The sequence below is a fragment of the Chryseobacterium paridis genome, assembly GCF_016595215.1.
Lineage (GTDB): Bacteria > Bacteroidota > Bacteroidia > Flavobacteriales > Weeksellaceae > Chryseobacterium > Chryseobacterium paridis.
On record NZ_JAENHK010000010.1, the window covers coordinates 1571984 to 1596464 of the forward strand.

Genomic DNA, 24481 nt, shown 5'->3' on the forward strand with positions numbered 1-24481 from the left:
GATTGCCTAAGGTTTGTAGTTATATTTAAATTCTTTAATTGTTTTTCCCTGGGCATCAGTTACTTTAAGAAGCCTGTTGGCATTATCGTAAATATTAATTTCTCTGAAGCCTGAAGGTGATGTACTGGAAGTTATCCCTATCAAAGGGTCATAAGTAGAGGTAGTTATCTGGAAGTTTTTCAAAGCAGCATCTTTTCTAAGGTTATCTAAAGCCTGAATGAGAGCTGGCTCAGTAGCTGAATTACTATTATCTGAGTCTGAGGCATCTACTGCTGCTTTCACAGTAGCAAGATTGGCAACTTGCGTATAAGTTGCACCTACAATTACAGCAATAGGTAATGTCTTATTATATCCCCAAATCGTCACAGTAGAGACACCGTTTTTAGATTTTATTTCCCTGATATTTCCCAGTTCATCATAGCTTTCAATACTACCCATACTTTTAGCAACTTGTGTTTGATTATTGTATATTAATTGTGAAGTGGGATAAATGGTTGCCGGATCATCAAATTTTGTCTCAGATTTACCAATGAGTTTTCCATTTTGCGTTACCTCAGATTTTAGAGGAGTTCCCAAAAGATTTGCATTGAGTAGCTTCTGATTGCTCAGATCTTTTGGATAATAAATATTGGTCTCCGTAACAGATCCGGTAAAATCTGTTGATATTTCTTTGGTTAATAAATTATTATCTGACTCAAAAAACTTTTGGTTGGAAGATTGAATTATACCAGAACTATTTTCTACCCTAGTCTGATTATTGCCATTTACAGACCTTACAAATAACAATTTAAGAGGATTATTCCATTCGTCTTTTACCCCATTCTGTACTACATATTCAATATTATTTCTATTTTCGATTTTCTCAATAAGATTGTTATTCGAATCATACTTTTCTAATTTCTCTACTAAACCCATTTTTTTTATAGTATGATTGAGGTCAAAAGACAAAGGAGCTCCGGTATTATCTCCAAACAGAGAATCAATTTTTTCAGGCATCATAAAAGTATATTTTATCGATGTATTTTTGATTGAATCCGTAATTTTTACGTTTTTATACATAATCATTTCCTGACCTGTCCGTACATCATAATCTGTTCCATCTATATAGGGTGCTGGAGATGAGTAGCCCGGAATATCCATATAAGAATAACCACTACTTTTTGTAGGGTTATTGAAAAGGTTATATTCGAACTTTATAACACTTGAAGGAGCTACAGAGTCCTTTTCAAAAGTTCTTACCTCTTTTATTCTCCCTCCTTTTGCATATCTATAATCCTTGCTTAGGTTTCTAACTCCAAAAACACGCATTTTACCAAAAACAGGACCACCAATTATTCTAAAAACCAAACTGTTGGAATTTTTTAATCTAAACTCCTTTGTATAATTGCAGTTTAGATCAATGCCAGCTTTATAATTCATTAAATATAAAGTATCTGTCGGGGTACCTGGCTTTTCTAATTTATAGTAAAACTGATAATTAGGTCTAAAAACATTGGTTTGATCATGAAAATCATGATCGATTTTCATAATCAAACGGGAATAATTTCCTGGATTAGAAATAGTGAAAGGATATACATTAGTGTTTACTTTATCAAAATCTACGTCAGCTAATTTATCTACTGCAAAATCAGCAAGATCAGGGCTATACTTATCAGCAGAATCATTATAGGCATATGGAGTAATTGGGATCACATTGGGATCATAATCATATTCAACTCTTCCTCCTGTTGGGTAGGTGATAGATTTCAAAAAACCTGTTTTAAATTGATAAGGATTGATACTTTTGACTTGATAAAAATTACTATAATCCAGATAGCAAGGAGAGAATGAATTGACAAATCCGTACATGTCTCGTGATTCAACCCCATTATAAAGTTCCTGCTCAGGATAATGGTAGGTAAATTTATATCGTGCAATATCATTCCCATTTTTATCCTGCTGCACAATTTTATTTAGGGTCTTGTCACTCCAAAAGGTATATTGATTAATGATCTGATTGCTTTTGTTTTTCATTAAAATTTTAAAAATACCTTTCCCATTATAAGTGAAATCAACTATTCCAATATTATTGATCAAGATTTTATTGACAGTATTTTCAACTGTTGCCTTACCGGTAGCAATGGTTTTTGTCTCAGTTGAAAATTCATAAGTGACCAAAACATTATCCTTTTCATCTAATATTTTTGATAGTAAGAAAGCACTTGTGTACAACTCTTTTTTAGGTGTGGGAATTACTCCATGCCCTGGAGTATATATTTGAGGATACTCATATTGATAAGAGATATTTTTTTTATCAAAAATGTATTTAAATCCATTTTCATCTGTCACTTTAAAAGCTGTAAAACTGGCATTAGATTGTTTAATGATTTCTATTTTATTTTTAGAAGGATAAGACTGTACCGCTCTAATATCTCCTAAAGTACTGTCATTTTTTATATAAAATCTTCCTGTTTTTCCTAAGATATCATATTGATAAATTTGCGCATTATCTGCTAAGCCAAAGTCCATATACCTGTAAATAGCTCCCCCCCCATTAATAAAAACCCATCCCATTCCTCCATCTGTATAAAAATTCTGATGTGCAACATTATCTGTATAATATGATAATCCTATATTTATTTTTAAATTACTTTTAGCCGTTGGGGCAGTCAGTAAGGGTATATTAATGTCTAATTTTCCCTTTGAGTAGTCTGTTTCATAATTTCTCAGGAATGAATCTTTTTGATACTCAAAAAATTGCGAGAATAAAGAAACACTAAAGAATAAGAAAAAAAGAGAAATACACTTTATAGAGATACGAAAATTCTTTATCATATTTTTTATTTTTTAATCAATTTAGCGTTAGCTGTTTTATTCGTATCAGTTTTTATTACAATCAGATAAGCTCCTTGAATTAATGACTGAGTATTGATCTTCGTCACTTTATTCTTTGTTTTCAAATTCTGTAATTGTCTTCCTCCCATATCATAGACAGTAATATCTGCATCTTTGAAATCAAATCCTATTTCAACATAAGCATAATCAGATACAGGATTTGGATAGATCTTGATATCTTGTTTTTCAATCAATTGATCAAGCTGTTTATCTCCCAGTTTAATAATCTTCCAGTTTTCTTTTCCTAATTCATCGGCACTGGTTCCAGCTAAAACGATCGAACCGTCTCTATTCAATTTGATATCCGATAATCTCTCCTCTCTCTTTTTGGATTCTCCTTTTACATATTTTCTCCATTGCTCGTTTCCATCCCTATCCAGGTATAGCATCCAAAAAGTTTCATCGTCTGTTTCTATTCTTCCCTCAGCCTGAGTATATCCACCCAACAATATTCCTTTGGTAACCTCTTGGTTCTTGGCTCTTGTATCTTGGCTCTGTATCACACTTATTCCCATCAAAATATCTCTATTTTTGAAATTATAGGATTTTTGCCACTGTTCTTCTCCTCTTTCGTTTAATGAGATTAGCCATAAATCTGTTCCTTCTTCAATACCAACAGTCTTATTTCCTGATCTTTCTGATCTTGACTCACCACCTATGACGTATCCAGTTGAAGTTAATGTAAGTGTTCTTAGATGATCATCACCTGTACCTCCAAAGTTCTTTTCCCATTCTACTTTACCATCTTTGCTTAGCTTTACAATCCAGTAGTCACCTTCGCCTTCATTGTTACTATTTTTTGGGTAGCGAGATACGGGATTTGAGGTTTCTTTTGTTGGACTTTCACTCATGGAACTCGAACCCCGAACCTCGGAACTCCTCGAATAGATTCCTAATAAAGCTCCACCATCCTTCGTTGGAATCATTTTCTCTACTTCGTCTAGGCCTCTTCCTCCTAAAATTAGTTGTGATAATTCTTTTCCGTTTTTATCAAGCCTAGTGATCCACGAGTCTTTTGAACCATAGCCTTTAATTGTGTTTCCAGCAACAAAAAATCCTAAGTCTGTAGTTTGAATAACAGCTCGAGCCTCCTCATCAGCAGAAGTTCCTAACGTTTTTTGCCATAATTCATCTCCAAATTCATTGATTCTGATTAGCCAAATATCGGATCCTCCTTTGGAATCATCTTTTTTATCAAGACCCTTTCCTGAGTACGAAGTTCCTGCTAATAGAAATCCACCATCTTGAGTAGTTACTGTAGCAGATAAATAATCATGATTCTGTCCCGTAAAATATTTCTCCCAAACCTGGTCACCTTGCTGATTCAGTTTTACCAAATGGAAATCATATCCGTTATTTTGCCTGGCATTACTTCCAGCATCCATCTTCTCACTTCCAGCTTGTATAACACTCCCCGTAATCAAATACTGCTGATCAATAGTCGTTGTCACCTGGCTTAGAAAATCCTGAGTATTGGACTTGATATCCTTCTGCCAGATTACTTCCTGAGCTGAAAGGCTCAGCATTGTGCATATCGAAAATACACTTATGTAGAGTTTTATCATTATTTTTTAGTTTCCTTATGTTAATTTAAAATCGTGCAAATTTAACATTTTTTAGCATTCATTAATTTCACTTTAAAAAGATTTAATATGAATTACATCATGTTTTTACTTTCTCATTTTTAAACTTTTACGCTTTACTTACTACAAAGGTATTGCAGCTATACGACAGAATATGTCGTATTATTTTTATTGGTAATTTATTTTAGAATTGTTGGATAAAATAAGTCATTTTCATTAAAATCGGCTTTGATACTTTCGAAATATCATTCAATTCAAATACGTCATCTCTTGTTACCCATTGTTCTATTACAATATATAACACAAAAAAAGCGAGTTACTAGCTCGCCTTAATTTTTATAAAAACTTTGATATGTTCTAAGTGATAATAAAAAAACTACTTATGAGACTGCTTCTCCTTTCGGTTCGCAATGTCTATTATTTCCCGATACAAAACTTAGAAAAAATATTCCCCAACACCTCATCATTCGTAACTTCTCCAGAAATCTCTCCTAAATGCTCCAATGCATTACGAAGTTCATAAGCTAATAATTCTGTAGAAATTCGGAAGTTAATGGCTTCATTTACTTTATGTACAGCGTTTAAAGATTTGTGTAATGATTCAAAATGTCGTTGATTGGTGATGACAACATTACTTTCCTGGGATTTCATTTGTTCCACGTAGGAGGACAATTCATTTTTTAAATCCTGGATATTTTGATTTTCGACTGCTGAGATAGTAATAAAGTCGAATTCATGCGTGATTGCATTTCTGAAAACACTTTCAACATTTTCATATTTAGTTGGGATTACTTCATCAATTTTAGTCGCACAGATGATCAGCTTTAAATCGTCTCTCACCAATGATTGAATCATCTCAATATCCTCAGTAAAGTTTTCAGTAGCAGCATCTGCCAGGTACACCAGAATATTAGCGTTCTCAACTTTCTCCTTTGCTTTTTTAACACCGATTGCTTCAATTTCATCAGCTGTTTCACGTAATCCCGCAGTATCAATCAATCGGAATGCGTGTCCCTTGATATGTAAAACTTCTTCAATGGTGTCTCTTGTAGTTCCCGCAATACTGCTGACAATCGCTCTCTCCTCTTTTAGAAGAGCATTCAGTAATGTTGATTTCCCTGCGTTCGGTTTACCAATGATGGCAACAGCTGTACCATTTTTAATAGCATTTCCGTATTGAAAGCTTTCGATTAAGGAATTTAATTTGAGTTCTATTTTATTGAGCAACTGATTCAATGCTGAACGGTCTGCGAACTCTACATCTTCTTCAGCAAAATCCAGCTCCAGCTCAATCAATGAAACAAAATTTAATAGATCAGTTCTTAGAATTGATATTTCATTCGTGATGCCCCCTTTCAATTGATTAATGGCTACTTTTCTGGAAGCTTCATTTTCAGAAGCAATAACATCCGCAATTGCTTCTGCCTGAGAAAGATCGATTCTGCCATTAATAAAGGCACGAAGAGTAAATTCTCCCGCTTTTGCCATTCTTGCTCCATTTTTGGTTAGGGTCTCAAGAATACGTTTACCAATATGTGGAGATCCGTGAAACGCAATTTCCACAGAGTTCTCAGTCGTAAAACTTTTGGGAGCTAAAAATATAGATAACATGACTTCATCAATAGCTTCATTGCCATCCATGAAATACCCATAATGAATGGTATGGGATTTTTGCTTTTCGAGATTTTTACCCGGAAAAGATTTCTGAACGACGGATAAAGCATCGTTACCCGAAACTCTGATAATGCCTAAAGCTCCTACTCCATTGGCCGTAGCCAGTGCACAAATGGTATCGTTATTCATGGTGCAAATTTACGCTTTTTAATGGTAATTTTTATAGTAAAAGGCAATACGGATTGTCTATAATACCGATTGCGATCAGTATGAAAATAGGTTGAGTTTCTATTTCTTTTTAGATTTAAAAAGATCATCCAGATGTTTAACATAGGAAAGCTGCATAGTAATCGCTGTAAGGTTAAGTTCCTCTCTTTTCACCGGATAAACAATCTTATTGTTAATCAGAATCGCAAAAGAAATACCCCAATTATTTTTATGATAATTTCCAGCTATCCGGGCAAAGGCTGTTGGATACACTTCAACCTTTCCTTTTTTCAGTAATTTGGGGGCATTCCCAAAATTAGCACCAGCCTGAATGGTACCCGTCATCATCCAACGTTTGCTCACAACCCAGGAATAGGCATAGCCTCCATTGATTCCTAATTGAAAATTTTCTAGTCCATAGGTGCCATCCATGCCACTTCTTTCCATCCCTTTCAATTGGTAATAATACCCTCCACTTCCTACCAGCCAGCTTCCAGTAGAATGCACTTGTATTTCATCAAGATCAAATGCCGCTTTAGATGAAAACCGCTTTCCATTAAAAAGGTAAGTAGCTTCCATACCAATCTGTTTCACCGACATACTCCTGAACATTTCCGGATCCTGATCTTTACCTTTATCAACATAGAAACCTCTATAATCCTGAAAGAATATATCGAATATCATTTTCCTGCCATAATGGTGGATCTGGAAATCGCGGGTCTTCGTTTTCCCATATTTCTTTTTATCTGTTAAGGGAATAAAGCCATAACCTAACTGTACTCCTACAATTGTATTTTTAATTGCGAAACCTATCCCCGTGTTCAATGGATAATTAGGAGTATAATGCCTCTCTGTGTCGTCTATTTCCAGAGAGCTTGTAGAGAGGTATCCCGATATTCTGTATTTCTGTGGATAGGGTCGAATATATGTAGTATCTATTTTCTGAGCACGAATACATGAAACGGATAATACGATTATTAAACCGAGTAAAAGCTTCTTCATATCCATGAATTAAATAACGCCATTATATGTAATCATTGCTCTCTATGACTTTCTTAAATCGAAAGCAATTTAAGTATTATTTCCATTTCTATTGAATAAAAATAACATAAAAACTAAAACTTATAAAAAAAATCCGCAACACACTACCTTCTATTATTTTCTACAACTTCTCTGGTTAAATAATCACTTTTGTTGTCGTCCCAACACCTGTATTTTATGAAGCCATTGAGACCGTTGTCCTTCATTAGAGGTCTTTATAATTCCAACATATGTAACCCTAACAGGTTTCACTCCACAAAACCCCAACGTTGATTTCCTAAGCTGATTAACACTGGGGCGACCATAGAATAGCCAATAATACCAACCCGGCTGATCTAAAGTTGTTATGATATGGGCTGTTTTTCCCTTTAAAAGCTTATCCCACCAGACAGAATTCTCACGGTATTTAAAAGCCATTCCAGGTAGAAAAAGCCGATCAATAAACCCTTTTGTAGTAGCAGGTAAACCACCCCACCACACAGGATGCATCCAAACCAGATGATCAGCCCACTGTATGATCTCCCAGGCTTTAAGAAGATCAGGTTCCAGCTCTGTTCTTTTTTGATATCCAAATTGCAGATTGGGATTAAATTGCAAGTCCGCAACAACAATCTCTTTCACTTCAGCTCCTGAATTTAGAGCTCCATCTTTATACGCTTTAGCCAATCCAAAATTGAATGAATTCTTATTGGGATGTCCGTTAATGATTGCTATTTTCTTCATTCTATCGTTTGTATAGTAATACTTTCATAAGCGTTTAATGCATCCAATAACTTATTTGGATGATGCAGCTGATGACTAAAATAAATACGATGATCAAGTCTATTTTTCAGCATTTCTTCAGCATGCAAAACAGCAGACAATGCCGTTAGTTCTGCCTGACCTTTTGCACTTTTAAGGCTGATCGTTTTGCTATTCTTATGACCCGTGATCACAATATCAAAAACAGACTGATCTCCTTTACCACTTGACCCAAAGATCATTTTGCGTTCTTTTAAAGATAAAATATTGAAAATCCTTAGGGATTGAAAAGCTCCCAGCAGCCAGGTAATGAACTTTGAATTATAGGTCATTTTTACTGTTACATCAGGGACTCTTTCAATCTGATTTAAAATATATAAATCAGGTACATCAAAATTATAAGCTGTCCTCTTACCTATTCCAAAAGAGTACTCAAATACTTCAGAATTTAAGAAGTGTTTTACAGAAACAGGTTTATTGTTTTTATACATTGAAAATGGTTTGGCTACATTTTCCGCCATAAAATGAGCAGAGCTTTCTCCTGCAAGATCCTTTACAGAATAATACACAAAAAGACTGACTTCCTTGATCTGATCCGAAAATGTATTAACCAATCCTCCTACAATACCACCCATCCAGCCTGAGCTAAAAACAATTTTACTGTTGATCTTTTGGCTTTTTGCCAATTCATAGGCACGGACCAAATCAGGAGTAGGTTTGGTAATATCCAGGTAATCGATATTATTTTCTATAGCAAAACGAAGAATATAATCCTCTTTATCATTCACAGAAAGGATAATGAGATCAATATGATGATCAAGGATCGTTTGAAAAGTCTTAGGATCGGTTACATCGATCACCAAATCTTTTTCTGTTTTTCCAGCTTTACGGCTTCCGATAAAAACCTGCTGTTGAGGATTTCTTGATTTAAAAATTCTCGCAATGGTTTTGCCAACCATTCCTGTTCCACCAATAATTACAATATTTGACTGCATCTCTAATTTTTTTGACAAAACTAGAGCGCCCAGATATCAATTAACAGGACAAATGTCTAAAAAGAAATTTCTTTTCTAATGCGGCTCAGATGTCTCTGTGTGATTCCAAGATAAGAAGATAAATATTGGAGGGGAATATCCTGGATGTAATGAGGGTGGTTTTTCAGTAGAGAAAGATATCTTTGTTTGGCATTATCTCTTTGCAGTTCAAAAAACCGTTTTTCAAGTTCGAGATACTCTTGTTCTGCAATCATTTTTAAGAATAAAACCCATTTATGGTTTTCATTGACCAATCTTTCTATTTTCTCTTTTCTTAAAACTAACAGATGAGCTTCAGAAATGGCCTGCATACTTTCAACACCAGGATTTCCTGAGATAAAGGAAGAATAAGAAGCAATCCAGACATTGGGAAATCTAAAACAGTAGGTATTATCTTTTCCTTCACTGGATGTATAATAAGATCTGAAAATGCCCGATTCTATAAAAGCGATCTCTTTACATGAATCTCCTTCATGTACAAAATAATCGTTCTTATTTAATTTTCTACTCTCAAAAAGTTGCAGAATATTTTCAATTTCCTCTTCAGAGAATATATTAAAACTTCGAAAGTATTCCTGTATCATGGTGATATTAATAAGTATCTTCTATTGAAAAGCGAAGTTAAACAAATAAAAAAAATCATCCCATTGCTGAGATGATTTTACCGTTTAAATTTATTAAATGTGTATGAAGATATGAAATGATGTGTCGCTCTTGTTGATACAAATATAGAATCCATTATTTTTAAATCTTCCAGTAAAATCCCTAAAAATATATCCGGGAAAATACGGTGGTGTAATTCAAAAATTATTTTATAAGCGTAATTGCCGATTTATTAAATTGCTAAATCGTTACACTGTTTAGCTTCCACATACTAATCATCGAAAGTCCTTATACTACGGCTTTTAGTTCCATCTTATTATAAAAAAATCATCCCAATACTGAGATGATTCAACTGTTTGTGTTTTGAAAATATATAAAATGAAGTGGTGTCTATTTTTATTGACACAAAGATAGATGGCCAGGTATATTTTGCAATCAGGGTAATCCCTAGAAATACACCCGGGAAAATACGGAGATGGTTTTTAGTTGAATTGTTAAATCGTAAAACTGTGTATCGCCATCCCGCCATTAATCTATCCAAATCATTATTTATCAGTGTCTGAACTCAAAAATCTTTGATTTTAAAAAACTTATGTGTTCTTGTTATGCAGTATGAATTAAACTTAAAAATAGCTAAAGTGTTTAAAAAACTTTTGTGACTTGTGGTTAATTTTTTTCCCACAGATTCCACAGATTTGCACAGAAGGTTATGCATATTTTGCTCTCGCTGATTGTGCTGATTAAGCAGATTTTTATTTAATTCTATCTTTATATTGTCGGAATAGATGTTAAAAAATAGCATCTCTTATGAAATGTAATGAATAGAAAAATCATAGATTTTCACGGATGTTTATGGTAATTTTTTTTTTCGCGCTGATTTATCTCATCGTCACAAAAAAATCAAAGATTTTTTTTAATCTTAAGTGTACTTCTTGGGCAGCTTATACTAACTTAAAGCAGCTTAAGTGTTAAAAATTTTGTAATTAATGTTGTAAACTGAGATTGCTTTACTTCGACAGGCTCAGCACAAGCACCATTCGTTCGCAATGACAAACTGTTTAAAAAACTTTTGTGACTTTTGTGGTTAATTTTTTCCCACAGATTCCACAAATTTGCACAGAGGGTTATGCATATTTTACTCTCGCTGATTGTGCTGATTAAGCAGATTTTTATTTAATTCTATCTTTATATTGTTGGAATAGATAGTAAAAAAATAGCATCGCTTATGAAATGTAATGAGTAAAAAAAACATAGATTTTCACGGATGTTTATGGTAATTTTTTTTTTCGCGCTGATTTATCTCATCGTCACAAAAAAATCAAAGATTTTTTTTAATCTTAAGTGTACTTCTTGGGCAGCTTATACTAACTTAAAGCAGCTTAAGTGTTAAAAATTTTGTAATTAATGTTGTAAACTGAGATTGCTTTACTTCGACAGGCTCAGCACAAGCACCATTCGTTCGCAATGACAAACTGTTTAAAAAACTTTTGTGACTTTTGTGGTTAATTTTTTCCCACGGATTCCACAGATTTGCACAGAGGGTTATGCATATTTTGCTCTCGCTGATTGTGCTGATCAGGCAGATTTCTATTGCAGTCTATTGCTACATTGTTATGATAGACAACAAAGAGTAGCTTCGCTTATGAAATTTAATGAATAGAAAAATCATAGATTTTCACGGATGTTTATGGTAATTTTTTTTCGCGCAGATTCGGTAGATAACGCAGATTTACCCCACCGTCAAAAAAAAAATCAAAGATTTTTTTAAGCTTAAGTGTACTTCTTGGGCAGCTTATACTAACTTAAAGCAGCTTAAGCGTTAAAAATTTTGTAATTAATGTTGTACACTGAGATTGCTTTACTTCGACAGGCTCAGCACAAGCACCATTCGTTCGCAATGACAAACTGTTTAAAAAGCTTTTGTGGCTTTTGTGGTTAATTTTTTCCCACAGATTCCACAGATTTGCACAGAAGGTTATGCATATTTTACTCTCGCTGATTGGTTAATTTCTTTCTCACGGATTGCACAAATTTGCACCGAGGGTTATGCATTATTCTATTGTTACACTGTTAGATTGATACATTGTTATATTATCATATTTTATATTAAATCAAAAAAGCCCCATAAGTACAACTTACAAGGCTTTCAATTTATCTAACAATTTTTAAATTAAAGCGGGCTTACCAATTGTAAGAACCATTCTTTAACGTCACCTTCTAAATAAGGGGACAATTTTTGTTCACAGGTATTGTGATATTGGTTAAGCCATTCTATTTCTTTTTCAGAAAGAATTTCTTTTACAATAGTATCTTTAAAGAAAGGACAGAATGTAAGGGTTTCAAATTCATAGAAAGTTCCTGAACCTGTTTTTTCAGCTTCTTTTACTGCAATAAGGTTTTCATGGCGGATTCCATAATCACCTTCCAGATAATATCCCGGTTCATTTGAACAAACCATTCCAGGAAGAAGATCTTGCGGATTCAGATCTTTTCTGATATTTTGAGGTCCTTCATGTACATTCATAAAGCTTCCCACTCCGTGTCCTGTTCCATGATTGAAATCTTTGCCTTCCATCCAAAGCGGAAGTCTTGCAATAGCATCCAAATGAACACCTTTTGTTCCTTTAGGAAATTTCACCATTGATAAACAGATCAGTCCCTGTAAGACAAGAGTAGAGTTTCTTTTGAATTCCTCAGAAACTGTTCCTAATGCAAAAGTTCTTGTAATATCAGTAGTTCCTTCCAGGTACTGCCCCCCTGAATCTACTAATATACTTCCATCATTCGTTACCTCTTTACTCCCTTCACTTTTTGCAGAATAGTGCATAATAGCACCATTATCTTTATATCCAACAATACTTCCAAAACTTTCACCTACAAAATTCTCTCCTGCTGCACGGAATCCTAATAACTTTTCACCGATAGAATACTCTGTCATAGCCTCCTTTCCAGCATTGTGAGTCAGCCAATAAAGGAATTTTACCATGGCTACTCCATCTCTCACCATTACAGTTCTAAAACCCTCCAATTCAGTTTCATTTTTCTGAGCTTTCATCAAGTTTCCAGGAACCGGAGCCTTTACAAACTTGTTATCTGTTTTTAAGGTCTCAAAAATAGATTGATTGCTGGTTGGAGAAATTAAAACTTTTTCACTTTTAATTGTTTTCAGATGATTATAAAACTCTTCATAAGGCATCATTTTCACAAAAGCATCATCCAGTTGTTTTCTTGCTTCTACTTGTAGTTTTTCAAGACCGGTAAATAAGATGGCATCGTTCTTTGTAATAATGATATATCCCAAAAATACAGGATTACTTTCTACATCACTTCCTCTAAGATTCAATGTCCAGGCAACATCATCAAGACTTGAAATAATATGATAGGTCACCTCCTGCTCTTCCATTTTCTGACGGATAGCAGAAAGCTTGTCTGTTACAGATTTTCCGGCTCTTTCTACCGGTTGTGTATAAATAGGATTTTGAGAAGGAGCTCCTCTTTCTTTCCATACTTCTTTCAGTAATGGAGCATCTACAAGAGTGATATTTTTATTATTTAATTTTTGAGAAAGCAGCTCCCAATTAGCATGAGATGTTGCAATAGCATTGACAGCTACTTTTCCATTCACTGGAATTTCAGAAATAATCCAGTCGATATAGTTAGGAGTTCCTTCTATTCCATCTTTAAAAAGATCGATTCCTGAGCCCTCTAATTCCAGCGCAGCTTGTGTAAAATATCTTCCGTCGGTCCAAAGTCCGGCTTTATCTTTCGTAACAACTACAAAACCCGCTGATCCCAGAAAACCCGAAAGCCACGCTCTTTCTCTCCATTCTTCCGGTAAATATTCACTCATATGCGGATCCGCAGAATATACTATAAATGCATCAACATTATTTTTCTGCATTTCTTCACGAAGCGCAGCCACTTTTTCCTTTGAAGTCATTTTTTAAATTTTTTAAAACCGAAAGTTACAAAAATTTTGAGGTTTCATATTCAAATTATTCATCGATTTTTTGAGAATTGGTGGTTATTTTTTCGTTTCAATGGTAATCGCGAAGAGTTGTATGACAAGGGATTCTTATCGTGGAAATTTGTTTGGATCCAAAAGCTTATACTATGAAAACCAAAAATTTGTGTGGATTCAGTTTTTCCGATTGTCAAACTCACCCGTTTTATGATCATCTGTGTAATTTGTCTCATTATCTCAAAAGACATTTTTAAGAATTATACAACAATTTAATCGTTTAACCAAAAATTAAATACTTTAAATTAACAAAATATGTAATTATTATTAAAAATATACAGCTTTGGAAAGATTCTTGCTACATTAGAATTCTATGGGAAAACAGAATTATAAAAATCACAGGAAATTTTATCCACCTCACCATTTTATTTACCTTCCACTTTTGCTCATATTAGAAGGAATAGGAATTTATAATATCTGGAATGATTCTGAAAATAAATTGAGCTGGATCTTATTTTCGATTGTTATTTTTCTGATCCTATATTTAGCGATCATGGTACGGCAGCATTATGCATTGGGAAACCAAAACCGTATTGTGAGACTGGAATTCAGGCAGCGGTATTTTGAGATATTCAATAAAAGATCTGATGAGGTTTGTGAGAAATTGAAATTTGATCAGATTGCTGCTTTGAGATTTGCTGATGATGATGAATTTAAGGAGCTTTTATATAAAGCATTGAATGATCAGATTTCCGGAGATCAGATTAAAAGATCAATTAAAAACTGGAGACCTGATCACCATAGAATTTAATAAACACCAAAATAAATCAATATGAAAAAGTTACCCTTATATAGTGTTGCAATATTAAGTGTATTACTATTAACAAGTTGTGAAGCCGTCGAGACCATCTTTAAGGCTGGAATGTGGTGGGGAATTCTTCTGGTAGTAGCCGTTGTCGTTATTCTATTATTAATTTTTTCGAAGGGTAAAAACTCGTAACCATTTTTCACGATGGATAATGACAATTTTGAATTGATCTCCCACCTTAAGCCCTCAAAGATCGTTAAGATCATGAAAGATCCGGTGGCTTCCGCAAAGGCTGTAAATCTTATTTACACTTCTGATGCGGAAACCGCCGGAATTATTCGTAAGAAGAAAGGAAAGAAATACTCTTATTTTAAAGATGGTGAACGCCTTAAAGATCAGGACGAAATTACCAGAATCAATAAACTGGTGATTCCTCCAGCATGGGAAAATGTATGGATATGTGCTTTGGATAATGGCCATTTACAGGCCACCGGATTTGATGTAAAGAAAAGAAAACAGTACAAGTACCACCCTCTGTGGAGTGCATTAAGAAACCACACCAAATTTTACAGGATGCTCCAGTTTGGATATGCTCTGCCAGAAATCCGTCTGAATGTGGAAAAAGATCTGGCACTAAGGAATTTTGAAAAAAGAAAAATCCTTGCCCTGATTGTGAGCCTTATGCAGCGTACCAATATCCGGATTGGAAATAATGCCTATGAAAAGCTATATGGTTCTTTTGGATTGACCACATTAAAAGATAAACACGTTAAGATCAATGGACAAAAAATGACTTTTTCTTTTAAAGGAAAGAAAGGGATCATGCATAATGTAGATCTTAAAAGTAAAAAACTCGCAAGACTCGTTCAGAAATGTAAGGATATTCCGGGAAAGGAACTTTTTCAGTTTTATGATGATGAAGGAAACAGACATTCCATAGATTCGGGAATGGTGAATGATTATATTAAAGAAATAAGCGGGGAAGATTTTACCGCCAAAGATTTCAGAACCTGGTCGGGTACCGTGAGTGCTTTGATTGCTTTTAAAGAAATTGGCTACGCCGAAAACAATACGGAATATAAAAAGAAAGTAAAAGAAGCCCTGGAAATTGTAGCTTCGCATCTGGGGAATACCAGTACGGTTTGTAGAAAATACTACGTTCATCCCCTTGTTATTAATTTGTATGAAAATAATTCAATCAAGAAATACCTTGATGAATTGGAAGATATTGAGGTAAATGATGGGAGGGCAGATCTTACGCAGGAAGAAAAGCTGGTTTTAAAGATCCTCGAAAATGAAAAAATGTAAAGCTATCTAGAAACAAAAATAGCGGGTGAATATCTCACAAATTTTGTGGTGTTTATAAAGATTTATCCTTTTGTAAAAACTGTACTCTGTACTCTTTAGGAGTAATACCTGTGATCTTTTTAAAAAGCTGAGTAAAGTGAGAGGCTGTATGAAAATTAAGCTCATAGGCTATTTCTGCAATATCCTTACTCGAGTGTAATAATGCTTTGCTATAATTAATATCAATCTCATTGATCCACTGCTTAGGAGATATCTGGGTTACATTTTTCACACATTTATTAAGGTAATTTTCTGTCACCGATAGTTTATCAGCATAAAAAGCCACTCTTTTCTCTCCTACATGATATTTGAACAAAAGATCCCGGAATTGTAACGAAATTTCCATAGACCGGGTACCAAGCCGTTGGTGGCTATCTGAATCTGTGCTTAGCATTTTAACCAAAATAAGATGAAGCATTGTAACCACTACCTCATTTACATTTAAGTTATTCAACCATAATTCCTGTTCCATAATCGGAAGAAGCTGAGTTATGGTCCCATAGGTCAGATTATCCAGTTTAAGAAATGGGGTCATAAAAAAAATACTCGTCTTATGTTTTGGCAATTCCTGTTCTGATAAAATACTGTTTTCATAAGCAAGAAAAAAACCTTCAGCATCGTCGGACAATTCTATGGTAGCTGTAATAGTACCTTGTTTGATAAAAATAACACCTCCGCGTTCTGCCTGATACTCTTTATTTTCAAGGTATTGTTTGATATGCCCGTTGGTAATAAAAATGATAAAATTGAAAGTCGTCCGGTATGGGATCACCGGCATGAGAATCCCTTTAAGGTAACTCTCAAGCCGGTAAAGCTGTACATCCGCATTATTAGCCAATATTTTCTCGGTAATGTTAGGGAGAAAAAGTTTTTTGTACTGAAAATTGGATAATACTTCCATATCCTTGATTATATATTAATTAAAATTAAACAAATAAAATAACGAAACAATGAATATTAATGTAACAATGTATCAGTCTAGCAGTGTAACAATATGATTGTGCCTCGCTCAATCCAAAATTTACCGCCACTCTAATACTCTAATACTCTAATACTCTCAAACACTCACACTTTCAACTCTCCATTTTCAACTTTCAACTCTCAACTCTTAACTCTCAACTCCCTAAAATTTATAATAAACCCCAACCTTCACTCCAAACGGACTTCCTGGAGTATATGTAAGATCAGTAGTTGATTCTGTTTCATTTTTCAATTGGGTTTCCGTTGCAAACTGAGCTTCATTCCATTTCACATTGAAAAGATTATTTACCTGGATGTTGGCACCCCATTTTGGTTGGTTATAAGAAAGCATCAGATCATTTACGAAGTAAGCTTTTGTTCGTATGCTGTTATCCTCAACAGCTGGTCTGGCTCCCAGATAACGGTACTGAAGTCCTAAAGAAAAACCATGTAAAAAGTCCCAGTTTACGGAACCTGTACTGGTAATTACCGGAGCTAATGGTACATAATCCTTGCCTTTTTCCTCTTCGGTAAATCTCGCATGTGCATAATTGATATCTGCATTCAGATAGAAATTCTGTAGCGGTTGGAAACGAATTCCAAGATCAGCTCCCATACGCTGAGATTTTCCTGAAGGTTCAACTACTGCATCGTCTCCTACGTATACAAATTCCTGTTGCAAAAATAAATACCAAACTGTTGGCGTAATGATCAATGATTTAAAAGGATGTAGCCGTAACCCGAAATCTCCACCTACCGAATAAGGAAGCGTTTTCTGTCCTTGCTGCTCGATTACTACCCTCATATCATTGGAATGGAATCCCATTCCGGTTTTTAAAAACCACATCACATTATCACTGGCAGCATAAGAGAAATTAAGTTTTGGACTCACTCTTGTTCCTTCTGAAGATTGACCGGAAGGGAGCTGTTCAACATCTAAAAGGTTATGCATGTTAAAAATAAAATGATCTACCCTCAATCCCGGATTAATGGTCCATTTTCCGGTCTTCCAAACCAAACCTGTATAGGCATGAAGATTAGTTTCTGTTCCGTTGACATCAGAAAGCTTGTTTAAAAGGAGATCTCTGTGGTACACATGATTCAACTGAAGGGTATTGATATCATCATTTCTGAATCCTACTCCTGATATCCAATCCAATGATCCATTAGGCAATGAAAAGTTTTTGGTATACTTTATTTCTGTTCCATAGATATTTCTTCCATCCTTTTGCTGAATTTCATCTCCATGATCTTTATCTTTTAAATAAAAAGTAAAATCCGAATAAAGGTTAAAATCATATTTGGAATACCACGCCATGGCATCAATTTGTTCAGATGGAGAAATAATGTGTTTATAATTCATCTGAAGATTCGTTCTTGAAGTGCTTCCTCCTTCTGTTGGATCTATACTTCCCCATCTTCCGATAATTCCTTCATTCACTGCACGCTCAGGAATTTGTCCCGATGCATTCCATGAAGAATTAAATGTTGAAAACTGAATATTAAAGTAATCCTTATCCGTCAGCCACTGATTGTATTTACCAAAAATATTAACCCTGTTAAAGTTTTGTTTTACATCGAAAGGACCATCAGTATAATTATATTCTGCAGCCAGATAAGCGCTTTTCCTTCCGGCGGCATCATTCAGGATATTAAACATTCCTAAAACTCTTTTGCTGTTAAAAGAACCACCTTCCAGTTTGATCATACTGTTACTTAAGCGATCATAGGTTTTAAAATCTACATATCCTGAAGTATTAAAATCTCCACGATCCATATAGTAAGCTCCTTTTCCAAAATCGATATTATTTACTGTCTCAGGAATCACAAAATGCAGATCAGAATACCCTTGTCCATGAGCATGTGACACAATATTCACTGGCATTCCATCCACATTTACGCTTACATCCGTTCCATGATCAGAATCAAATCCTCGTAGAAAGAGCTGTTCCGCCTTTCCTCCTCCAGCATGTTGCGCTATAAAAAGTCCTGGTACTTTACGTAACAGATCCTGAGCTGAATTCACGGGAAATTTATTAAGATCTACTTTGGTAATAGCAGATAAAAATGAGCTGTGATTAATCGCTACTTCCGAAATCTGAAAAGGCTTGTGTTGCATAAAAACCACCTTATTCTTTTCATCATCATTGGTAATTACCCATTTTACGTCATCATATCCTTTATGGCTGATCACAAGAGTATCAGGAAATGAAGCAATATTTAATTTAACCGTTCCATCGGTCCCGGAATGCGCATGATTATTTCCGTGGTCAAATGCTACCAGAGCTTCTGAAATTGGAAAATGATCATCAAAGTCTTTAATTAACAATTGTTTTTGTGATCCTGCCTCTTGTGCTGCTACTTTTGCATTCATCAACACGGCCAAAAGGATGATCATTACTTTTGTTACTTTCATTGATTAAAATTGTTATTTTTTTTAATTATTTTTTTGCTTTTTTAGAAAAATTTTCTGGATCAGCAAAGTCAACCATGTTCCGACTACAAATGGAAATGTAAGAACTCCACCTACTTCATTAAGGACATTGTAATCGATCAGTAAATCATCGATCACTACCGTAAGGAATACTGCGATCAGTACCCACAACCCGTCTGTTTTCTTAAAACCTGAAAAGGCAATAGCAGAAAGAACAGCATTGAATCCGAATAGTCCCATGTGGATTTTGTCAATAGGTTCTCCATTTAAATGGGAAAGATATGCACCTATTACGGAACCTGCCAAACCATATAATGCAGCAGCTGGAGAACTGATAAAAACAGCGATGAAGAAAATAATCCCCGAAAGTATGCCTCCCTGGAAGATTACCTCACCAAATCCATTCGTACATGTTAAGAAATCATCATAATCTACAGGCCCCAATTTAGCAGACATCATTTCCGATGGTGGAATCTGTGTAAAATGATGGAGCAGACAAATACAGATCCAGGTTACTACAATAAACGGAAATGTAAATACCGGAATCTTTTTTTGTATAAAAAAATGCTGAATTATAGCAGCCAATGCCCCACCTACCGCAATAAGAATCCAGATCAGTAAAGTAGCCTGAAATACAAATGACAACGCTACTCCTACTAAAGCCGCACTAAATCCATACAAACCTGCATTGATTTCAGATTGAGCATAGCGTAATTTCATTGCCGTCAATGTACCAACAGCTGTGGAGAGCAAAACTGCGACACCACCCTGCCAGCTTCCTAAAAAAATTCCGACCAGAAATAAAAGTCCTGTCCACCTGTTTTCCTGCAGCATGATCTGCCCGATTCCTTTTAAAACATGATCGATAAAAGGGAATTTTTCAAAAAATTTGTTCATAGTTTTTTTATTTTTTTTTGGTGCGAGATATGGGGTCCGAGGTGCGGGTTAAAATTAATACGTTTTGATTTTCAGATGTTCAATTTCCATTAAATAAAACGAATTACATTTCAAAAATTCTACAACCCGAATCCCGTATCCCGAAACTTATAACCCGAAACTCGCATCTCGAACCCCAAAACTCACCTACCACCCCAGAAATACCATTCCGATTCCACATACTGTAACTACAGCGCCACTTATCGCTCCCATATACCGTTCCAGTTTTTCGGTGTTGAATAACGTTGAATATCCATAGCGTCCCAACAATACCATTCCAAGCATCGTTAAAACAGTGGTTATGGTAAAAGAGGTAACCAACACAAAAATTTCATAGGTTGAATGCTTCACTCCAGAGTAAAACAGAAGTGGTATTAATGGCTCACTTGGTCCCATCACAAAAATCATAAATAAGACAAGTGGAGTCACTTTAATTCTTTTTTGTGGCATCACCATTTCAGTATGATTGTGTTCATACACATAGACGTCATCTCCCATCACATCAAAATGCTTATGAGGTTTGTTTCGAATGGCCTGGATTAATCCATAGATCAGATAAATCCCTCCAACAATGAGTAAAGCCCATCCTGAAAAATTGCCTCTCAGATCCTGAAACCAGGAAATTTTATTGAGTTGCCAACCCAAGACAACTCCGATAAAACCTAAAACCAAAGAGCTCATCACATGTCCAAATCCACAGACAATAGTCAGAATTGTTGTTCTCATCCCGCTCCATCCTTTAGATTTTGAAAGGACAATAAACGGTAGATAATGATCCGGTCCGGACGCAGTGTGTATAAAACTTATAGAGATTGCACTGATTAAAAGTGCCCAAATCGTTGTATCCATTAATTAATTTTTATGGCAATGACCAAAGCTTTTCCTGAACATAGAGAAAGAAATTATACATCATTTCCCCTCCGTGTCCAAGGGCTCTAATAATAAACCCATTATTTTCCATTGCCGAAATTCCAATTTCCATATCTGCATTGTTTGCCTCATCAGCATTTAATATAGATTCTATTAAAGCATCTTTATCTACATTTTCCTTTGTGCTGTAAAAGATCAAGGTTCCCTGATGGGTAAACTGTTCCAGATTACCTATACCATGAATAGGAATCATATCCGGCTGGATCAGTACATTATCTTTGATCATTAGCTTATTCTCATGATAGATTTCCATCAGGTTCTGAAAACGCTTCAGCTTAAAAACTTCTCCATAATGTTTCCTTCCACAGGTAATGATCTCACTGATGATGATCTGACTGTTCTTGCCCATATGGATCTGAGCCTCACTTTTGAAATTTGAACTTTCGTGAGGAACGATCGGATGAGGAACATAAGCAAACGAAGTATTATCTTCCATGGAAACATTCAGCAGTTGAGTTGCTTTATCTTCCATATTGAATAGTCTCTGGTAAGATTGTGACTGCAGCTGTAATGAAGCTCCCTTCTCCAATGAGACTTCCAAATGGTAACGATCTCCATCCAAAATTCCTGGCGAAGAACTCATCACCATCTGATAGAGTTTGGTGTCATTTTTACGTTGCCCTACAGATACAACTCTAAAGGGAAGGGAAACGTAAAGATCTTTTACATAAGATTTCCCATCCTTATATCCTGCAACCAATTCTAAACGGCTATTCATCTATCGTACAAGATTCGGTTCCTCACATTCCTCTAGCAATGCATACTTTTTAATCCACCCGATCACTTTTTCCAGCCCTTCATCAGTTTTAAGATTGGTAAAAACAAAAGGACTTCCGTTTCTCATTCTTCTCGCATCCCTTTCCATCACCTCAAGACTTGCTCCAACGTGAGGTGCTAAATCTATTTTATTGATAATTAAAAGATCTGAACGGGTAATTCCAGGTCCTCCTTTTCTTGGGATTTTCTCTCCTTCTGCTACATCGATAATAAAAATAGTAACATCTGCAAGATCCGGACTGAAGGTTGCTGATAGATTATCTCCTCCACTTTCAATAAGTACCAATTCAATATCAGGGAAGCGTGCTGCTAATTCATCCACCGCTTCCAGATTCATACTTGCATCTTCTCTGATTGCTGTATGAGGACAGCCTCCAGTTTCTACACCAATAATTCTTTCATGAGGTAAAAGACTGTTTTTAGCCATGAACTCTGCATCTTCTTTAGTGTAAATATCATTGGTAATAACACCAAGATCATAAGTTCCGAACATCTTTCTGCTCAAACGTTCCAATAGAGCGGTTTTACCAGAACCTACCGGCCCCGCTACTCCAACTTTTATATACTTTCTATTTTCCATTTTTTTTAATTTTATTTTTTATTTTTTTGGCTAAAGGGCAAAAAGGCGAATCTGCTTATTTGCCCATTTGCTTTTAGCCATTCAGCCTTTTCGCAATTTTACAATTCAGCGATTTTGCCTTTTCGCTTTTTCGCTTTTTCGCCTTTCAGTGATTCCCCCCTCACGACATATACAGCCTCGAATACAATCTCTCATGCTGCATACAGTGAATATCAAACGAGGTATTGCATATTCCTACAAGATCACGGTCTATTTCCATTGTTTCTTTTGCTGTTTGCTCCATTACAGAATACAGATCAAATAAGATATCCTGTCCATCAAGTTGTCCGAGGGGTACTAACTTTACAGCATTGGTAATCATTCCGGCAACTGATGTGTAGTAAAACCCCAAAAGTGCTTCATACAGAGGGATTTTCATCAGGGCTGTATAAATACCAAACACGATACAGTAATGAGAATTGACTTCACCCTTTCTGATTACCTCTTCATACTTTTCCATAAAAGAAAAATGTTCTCTTCTTTTAAAAATCTTGATCAGTCGCAATCCTAGCTTCTGACTGGCCTGACGGATCTCTTTTGGACATTTTAAAGCATTGCACTCATTATCCAATTGTATGATCAACTCTAAATCTTCCTGCTGAGTAGCTTCATACGCGAGTTTCATTAGCGCTCCATCGTTGTATTTCAGATTGTAGATCAGCATATTTTCTACAAATTCTTTGGCAGTCTTTGTATTATTTACAATCCTTTTCTGAACATAAGTTTCTAATCCGTTAGAATGGCTATACCCTCCTATCGGCAGTGTTGGATCAGCAATATGCAGCAAGCCCGCCAGAAAATGTAAGTTCATATTATTCATCTTTTGGCGCTGCCATTTTTAATATTTTAGTAAATAAAGTTGATCCTAAACTTCCGTGCCCGTGAGGTTCTACATTGGATTTAAGAAGATTCAGAAGCTTTACACTTTGTCTTTCAGGATTAAATCCACTGGCTTCCAGCCATCTGTACATCGGCATTTCAAAAGGTAGCAGTACCTCATCATTTTGAATGAATAAAGGAATATGTTTGTTTCCGATCTCATAGCATACCGTTCCCATTTCCAGCATAGATTGCGGTTTCATTACAATAGCTTCTGTTTCCAGTACATTCACTACAATCACCTTTTCCTCATCCTTATAAAGGATATCTCCTTCACGCAAACGCTGACCTTCTCTCAGGAATTTGATTGCAAGATCCGTCCCTTGTCTCGTTTTCTTCCGCTGAATTCTTTTAGTGGTTTCAAACCATTCAAGATCCAGATAATCAACGTTTTTTCCTTCTACAGGATAATCCGCGATATTTCCTAAGGTTTCATTAATAATCATTCTTCTCTTTTCTTTTTTCTGAAATCGATATTTTTAGAAATCCCCACTCCAAACGTGGAAGCACTAATTCCCGCTACATACGTTTTCGTCCATCCTTCCTGTTTTGTTTTTGTCTGTAACATCGAAAGTTCAGCAAATTTGAACTTAAGAGCCCATCCGCCGCCCAAAAAAATGGCAAATAAAGGATAGGCACGCAGACGATAACCATTAAAATTGTTCATTTCATCGGAAGTCGTTGACAACTGTTGCCCCCAAACATAATGGGCATCAATCTGACCGATTAAAGCAAAATATTTTCCCAGCGTTACTGATGGACTGTACCAGATCCCTACTTCATTCTGTTTATAAATTGTGCGATGATCTGAAACATTCTGAGCATATGCATAATTGATCCCGGCAACATCATTGTTGTTGAAAAAATATCCTATCCCAATGGGTACTCCTGCATTAGCACTCGTCCCTACAGAACTAGTACTACTGGAAGGCGCATTCGTCTTAGAGTAATCAAAAGAACCATACACCATAAACTGCCCTTTCGGACCCTCTTCATCATTTTTTAGCCTTCTTCCGCCAAGAAACTGTGCATGCATCTGAACAGAAATCAAAGAGGTTCCGGCAACTGCCCACGACAGCGCTTTTTTATTAAAGTATTTCATCTGATCTTAGTATTTAATTTATATTCTTTGA

The 24481-nt window shown here is 35.4% G+C and carries 20 protein-coding genes; 3 read left to right on the forward strand and 17 right to left on the reverse strand.

The window, feature by feature from the left end:
* Window positions 1-6 precede the first annotated feature (6 nt).
* The 8 genes from JHL15_RS16565 to JHL15_RS16600 all read right to left on the reverse strand — a co-directional run bounded on the left by JHL15_RS16565 (window position 7) and on the right by JHL15_RS16600 (window position 13637).
* Window positions 7-2814 (reverse strand): hypothetical protein, encoded by a 2808-nt coding sequence (locus JHL15_RS16565; RefSeq protein ID WP_200247534.1) that lies wholly within the window; start codon window positions 2812-2814, stop codon window positions 7-9.
* A gap of 5 nt (window positions 2815-2819) precedes the next feature.
* A complete protein-coding gene (locus JHL15_RS16570; protein ID WP_200247536.1) occupies window positions 2820-4439 on the reverse strand; it encodes a T9SS type A sorting domain-containing protein in 1620 nt (539 codons plus the stop codon).
* A 435-nt stretch (window positions 4440-4874) separates the two neighbouring features.
* Window positions 4875-6260, reverse strand: coding sequence for a tRNA uridine-5-carboxymethylaminomethyl(34) synthesis GTPase MnmE (gene mnmE, locus JHL15_RS16575; protein ID WP_200247538.1), 1386 nt, complete (start codon window positions 6258-6260; stop codon window positions 4875-4877).
* A gap of 99 nt (window positions 6261-6359) precedes the next feature.
* The gene (locus tag JHL15_RS16580; protein WP_200247540.1) at window positions 6360-7280 is read right to left on the reverse strand and encodes a DUF4421 family protein; all 921 of its coding nucleotides are present in this window, start codon (window positions 7278-7280) and stop codon (window positions 6360-6362) included.
* Window positions 7281-7463: 183 nt separating this feature from the next.
* Window positions 7464-8042: an NAD(P)H-dependent oxidoreductase gene (locus tag JHL15_RS16585; protein ID WP_200247541.1), complete on the reverse strand. Its 579-nt coding sequence runs from the start codon at window positions 8040-8042 to the stop codon at window positions 7464-7466.
* On the reverse strand, window positions 8039-9055 hold the full coding sequence (locus JHL15_RS16590; RefSeq protein WP_200247544.1) for an NAD-dependent epimerase/dehydratase family protein: 1017 nt from the start codon (window positions 9053-9055) through the stop codon (window positions 8039-8041). The genes JHL15_RS16585 and JHL15_RS16590 overlap by 4 nt, the downstream gene beginning before the upstream one ends.
* A 56-nt stretch (window positions 9056-9111) precedes the next feature.
* A complete protein-coding gene (locus JHL15_RS16595; RefSeq protein WP_200247546.1) occupies window positions 9112-9678 on the reverse strand; it encodes a Crp/Fnr family transcriptional regulator in 567 nt (188 codons plus the stop codon).
* Between the two features lie 2189 nt (window positions 9679-11867).
* On the reverse strand, window positions 11868-13637 hold the full coding sequence (locus tag JHL15_RS16600; RefSeq protein WP_200247548.1) for an aminopeptidase P family protein: 1770 nt from the start codon (window positions 13635-13637) through the stop codon (window positions 11868-11870).
* Between the two features lie 394 nt (window positions 13638-14031).
* Here JHL15_RS16600 and JHL15_RS16605 point away from each other — a divergent pair, with 394 nt between their 5' ends.
* The 3 genes from JHL15_RS16605 to JHL15_RS16615 are packed head-to-tail and all read left to right on the forward strand — an operon-like array spanning window position 14032 to window position 15774.
* Window positions 14032-14469 carry a DUF6526 family protein gene (locus JHL15_RS16605; RefSeq protein WP_200247550.1) on the forward strand — a complete coding sequence of 146 codons (438 nt, stop codon included), beginning with the start codon at window positions 14032-14034 and terminating at the stop codon, window positions 14467-14469.
* Window positions 14470-14490: 21 nt separating this feature from the next.
* Complete coding sequence (locus JHL15_RS16610; protein WP_200247552.1) at window positions 14491-14658, forward strand: phosphatidate cytidylyltransferase; 168 nt, start codon at window positions 14491-14493, stop codon at window positions 14656-14658.
* A gap of 12 nt (window positions 14659-14670) precedes the next feature.
* Window positions 14671-15774, forward strand: a complete 1104-nt coding sequence (locus JHL15_RS16615; protein WP_200247553.1) for a DNA topoisomerase IB — start codon at window positions 14671-14673, stop codon at window positions 15772-15774.
* Between the two features lie 52 nt (window positions 15775-15826).
* Here JHL15_RS16615 and JHL15_RS16620 read toward each other — a convergent pair whose 3' ends face one another.
* From JHL15_RS16620 to JHL15_RS16660, 9 genes are all read right to left on the reverse strand, one after another.
* Window positions 15827-16714, reverse strand: coding sequence for a helix-turn-helix domain-containing protein (locus JHL15_RS16620; RefSeq protein WP_200247555.1), 888 nt, complete (start codon window positions 16712-16714; stop codon window positions 15827-15829).
* A 222-nt stretch (window positions 16715-16936) separates the two neighbouring features.
* Window positions 16937-19189, reverse strand: coding sequence for a TonB-dependent receptor (locus JHL15_RS16625; RefSeq protein WP_200247557.1), 2253 nt, complete (start codon window positions 19187-19189; stop codon window positions 16937-16939).
* A gap of 21 nt (window positions 19190-19210) precedes the next feature.
* Window positions 19211-20104, reverse strand: coding sequence for an urea transporter (locus JHL15_RS16630; protein ID WP_200247558.1), 894 nt, complete (start codon window positions 20102-20104; stop codon window positions 19211-19213).
* A gap of 186 nt (window positions 20105-20290) precedes the next feature.
* A complete protein-coding gene (locus tag JHL15_RS16635; protein WP_200247560.1) occupies window positions 20291-20992 on the reverse strand; it encodes a hypothetical protein in 702 nt (233 codons plus the stop codon).
* A gap of 10 nt (window positions 20993-21002) precedes the next feature.
* Window positions 21003-21791, reverse strand: a complete 789-nt coding sequence (locus JHL15_RS16640) for an urease accessory protein UreD (RefSeq protein WP_200247562.1) — start codon at window positions 21789-21791, stop codon at window positions 21003-21005.
* The gene (gene ureG, locus JHL15_RS16645) at window positions 21792-22430 is read right to left on the reverse strand and encodes an urease accessory protein UreG (protein ID WP_089027199.1); all 639 of its coding nucleotides are present in this window, start codon (window positions 22428-22430) and stop codon (window positions 21792-21794) included.
* 160 nt (window positions 22431-22590) lie between these two features.
* Entirely contained in the window at window positions 22591-23280 is a 690-nt protein-coding gene (locus JHL15_RS16650) for an urease accessory protein UreF (RefSeq protein WP_200247563.1), read from the reverse strand.
* Window position 23281: 1 nt separating this feature from the next.
* A complete protein-coding gene (gene ureE, locus JHL15_RS16655) occupies window positions 23282-23794 on the reverse strand; it encodes an urease accessory protein UreE (RefSeq protein ID WP_200247565.1) in 513 nt (170 codons plus the stop codon).
* Window positions 23791-24450, reverse strand: a complete 660-nt coding sequence (locus JHL15_RS16660) for a hypothetical protein (protein WP_200247566.1) — start codon at window positions 24448-24450, stop codon at window positions 23791-23793. The genes ureE and JHL15_RS16660 overlap by 4 nt, the downstream gene beginning before the upstream one ends.
* Window positions 24451-24481 lie beyond the last annotated feature (31 nt).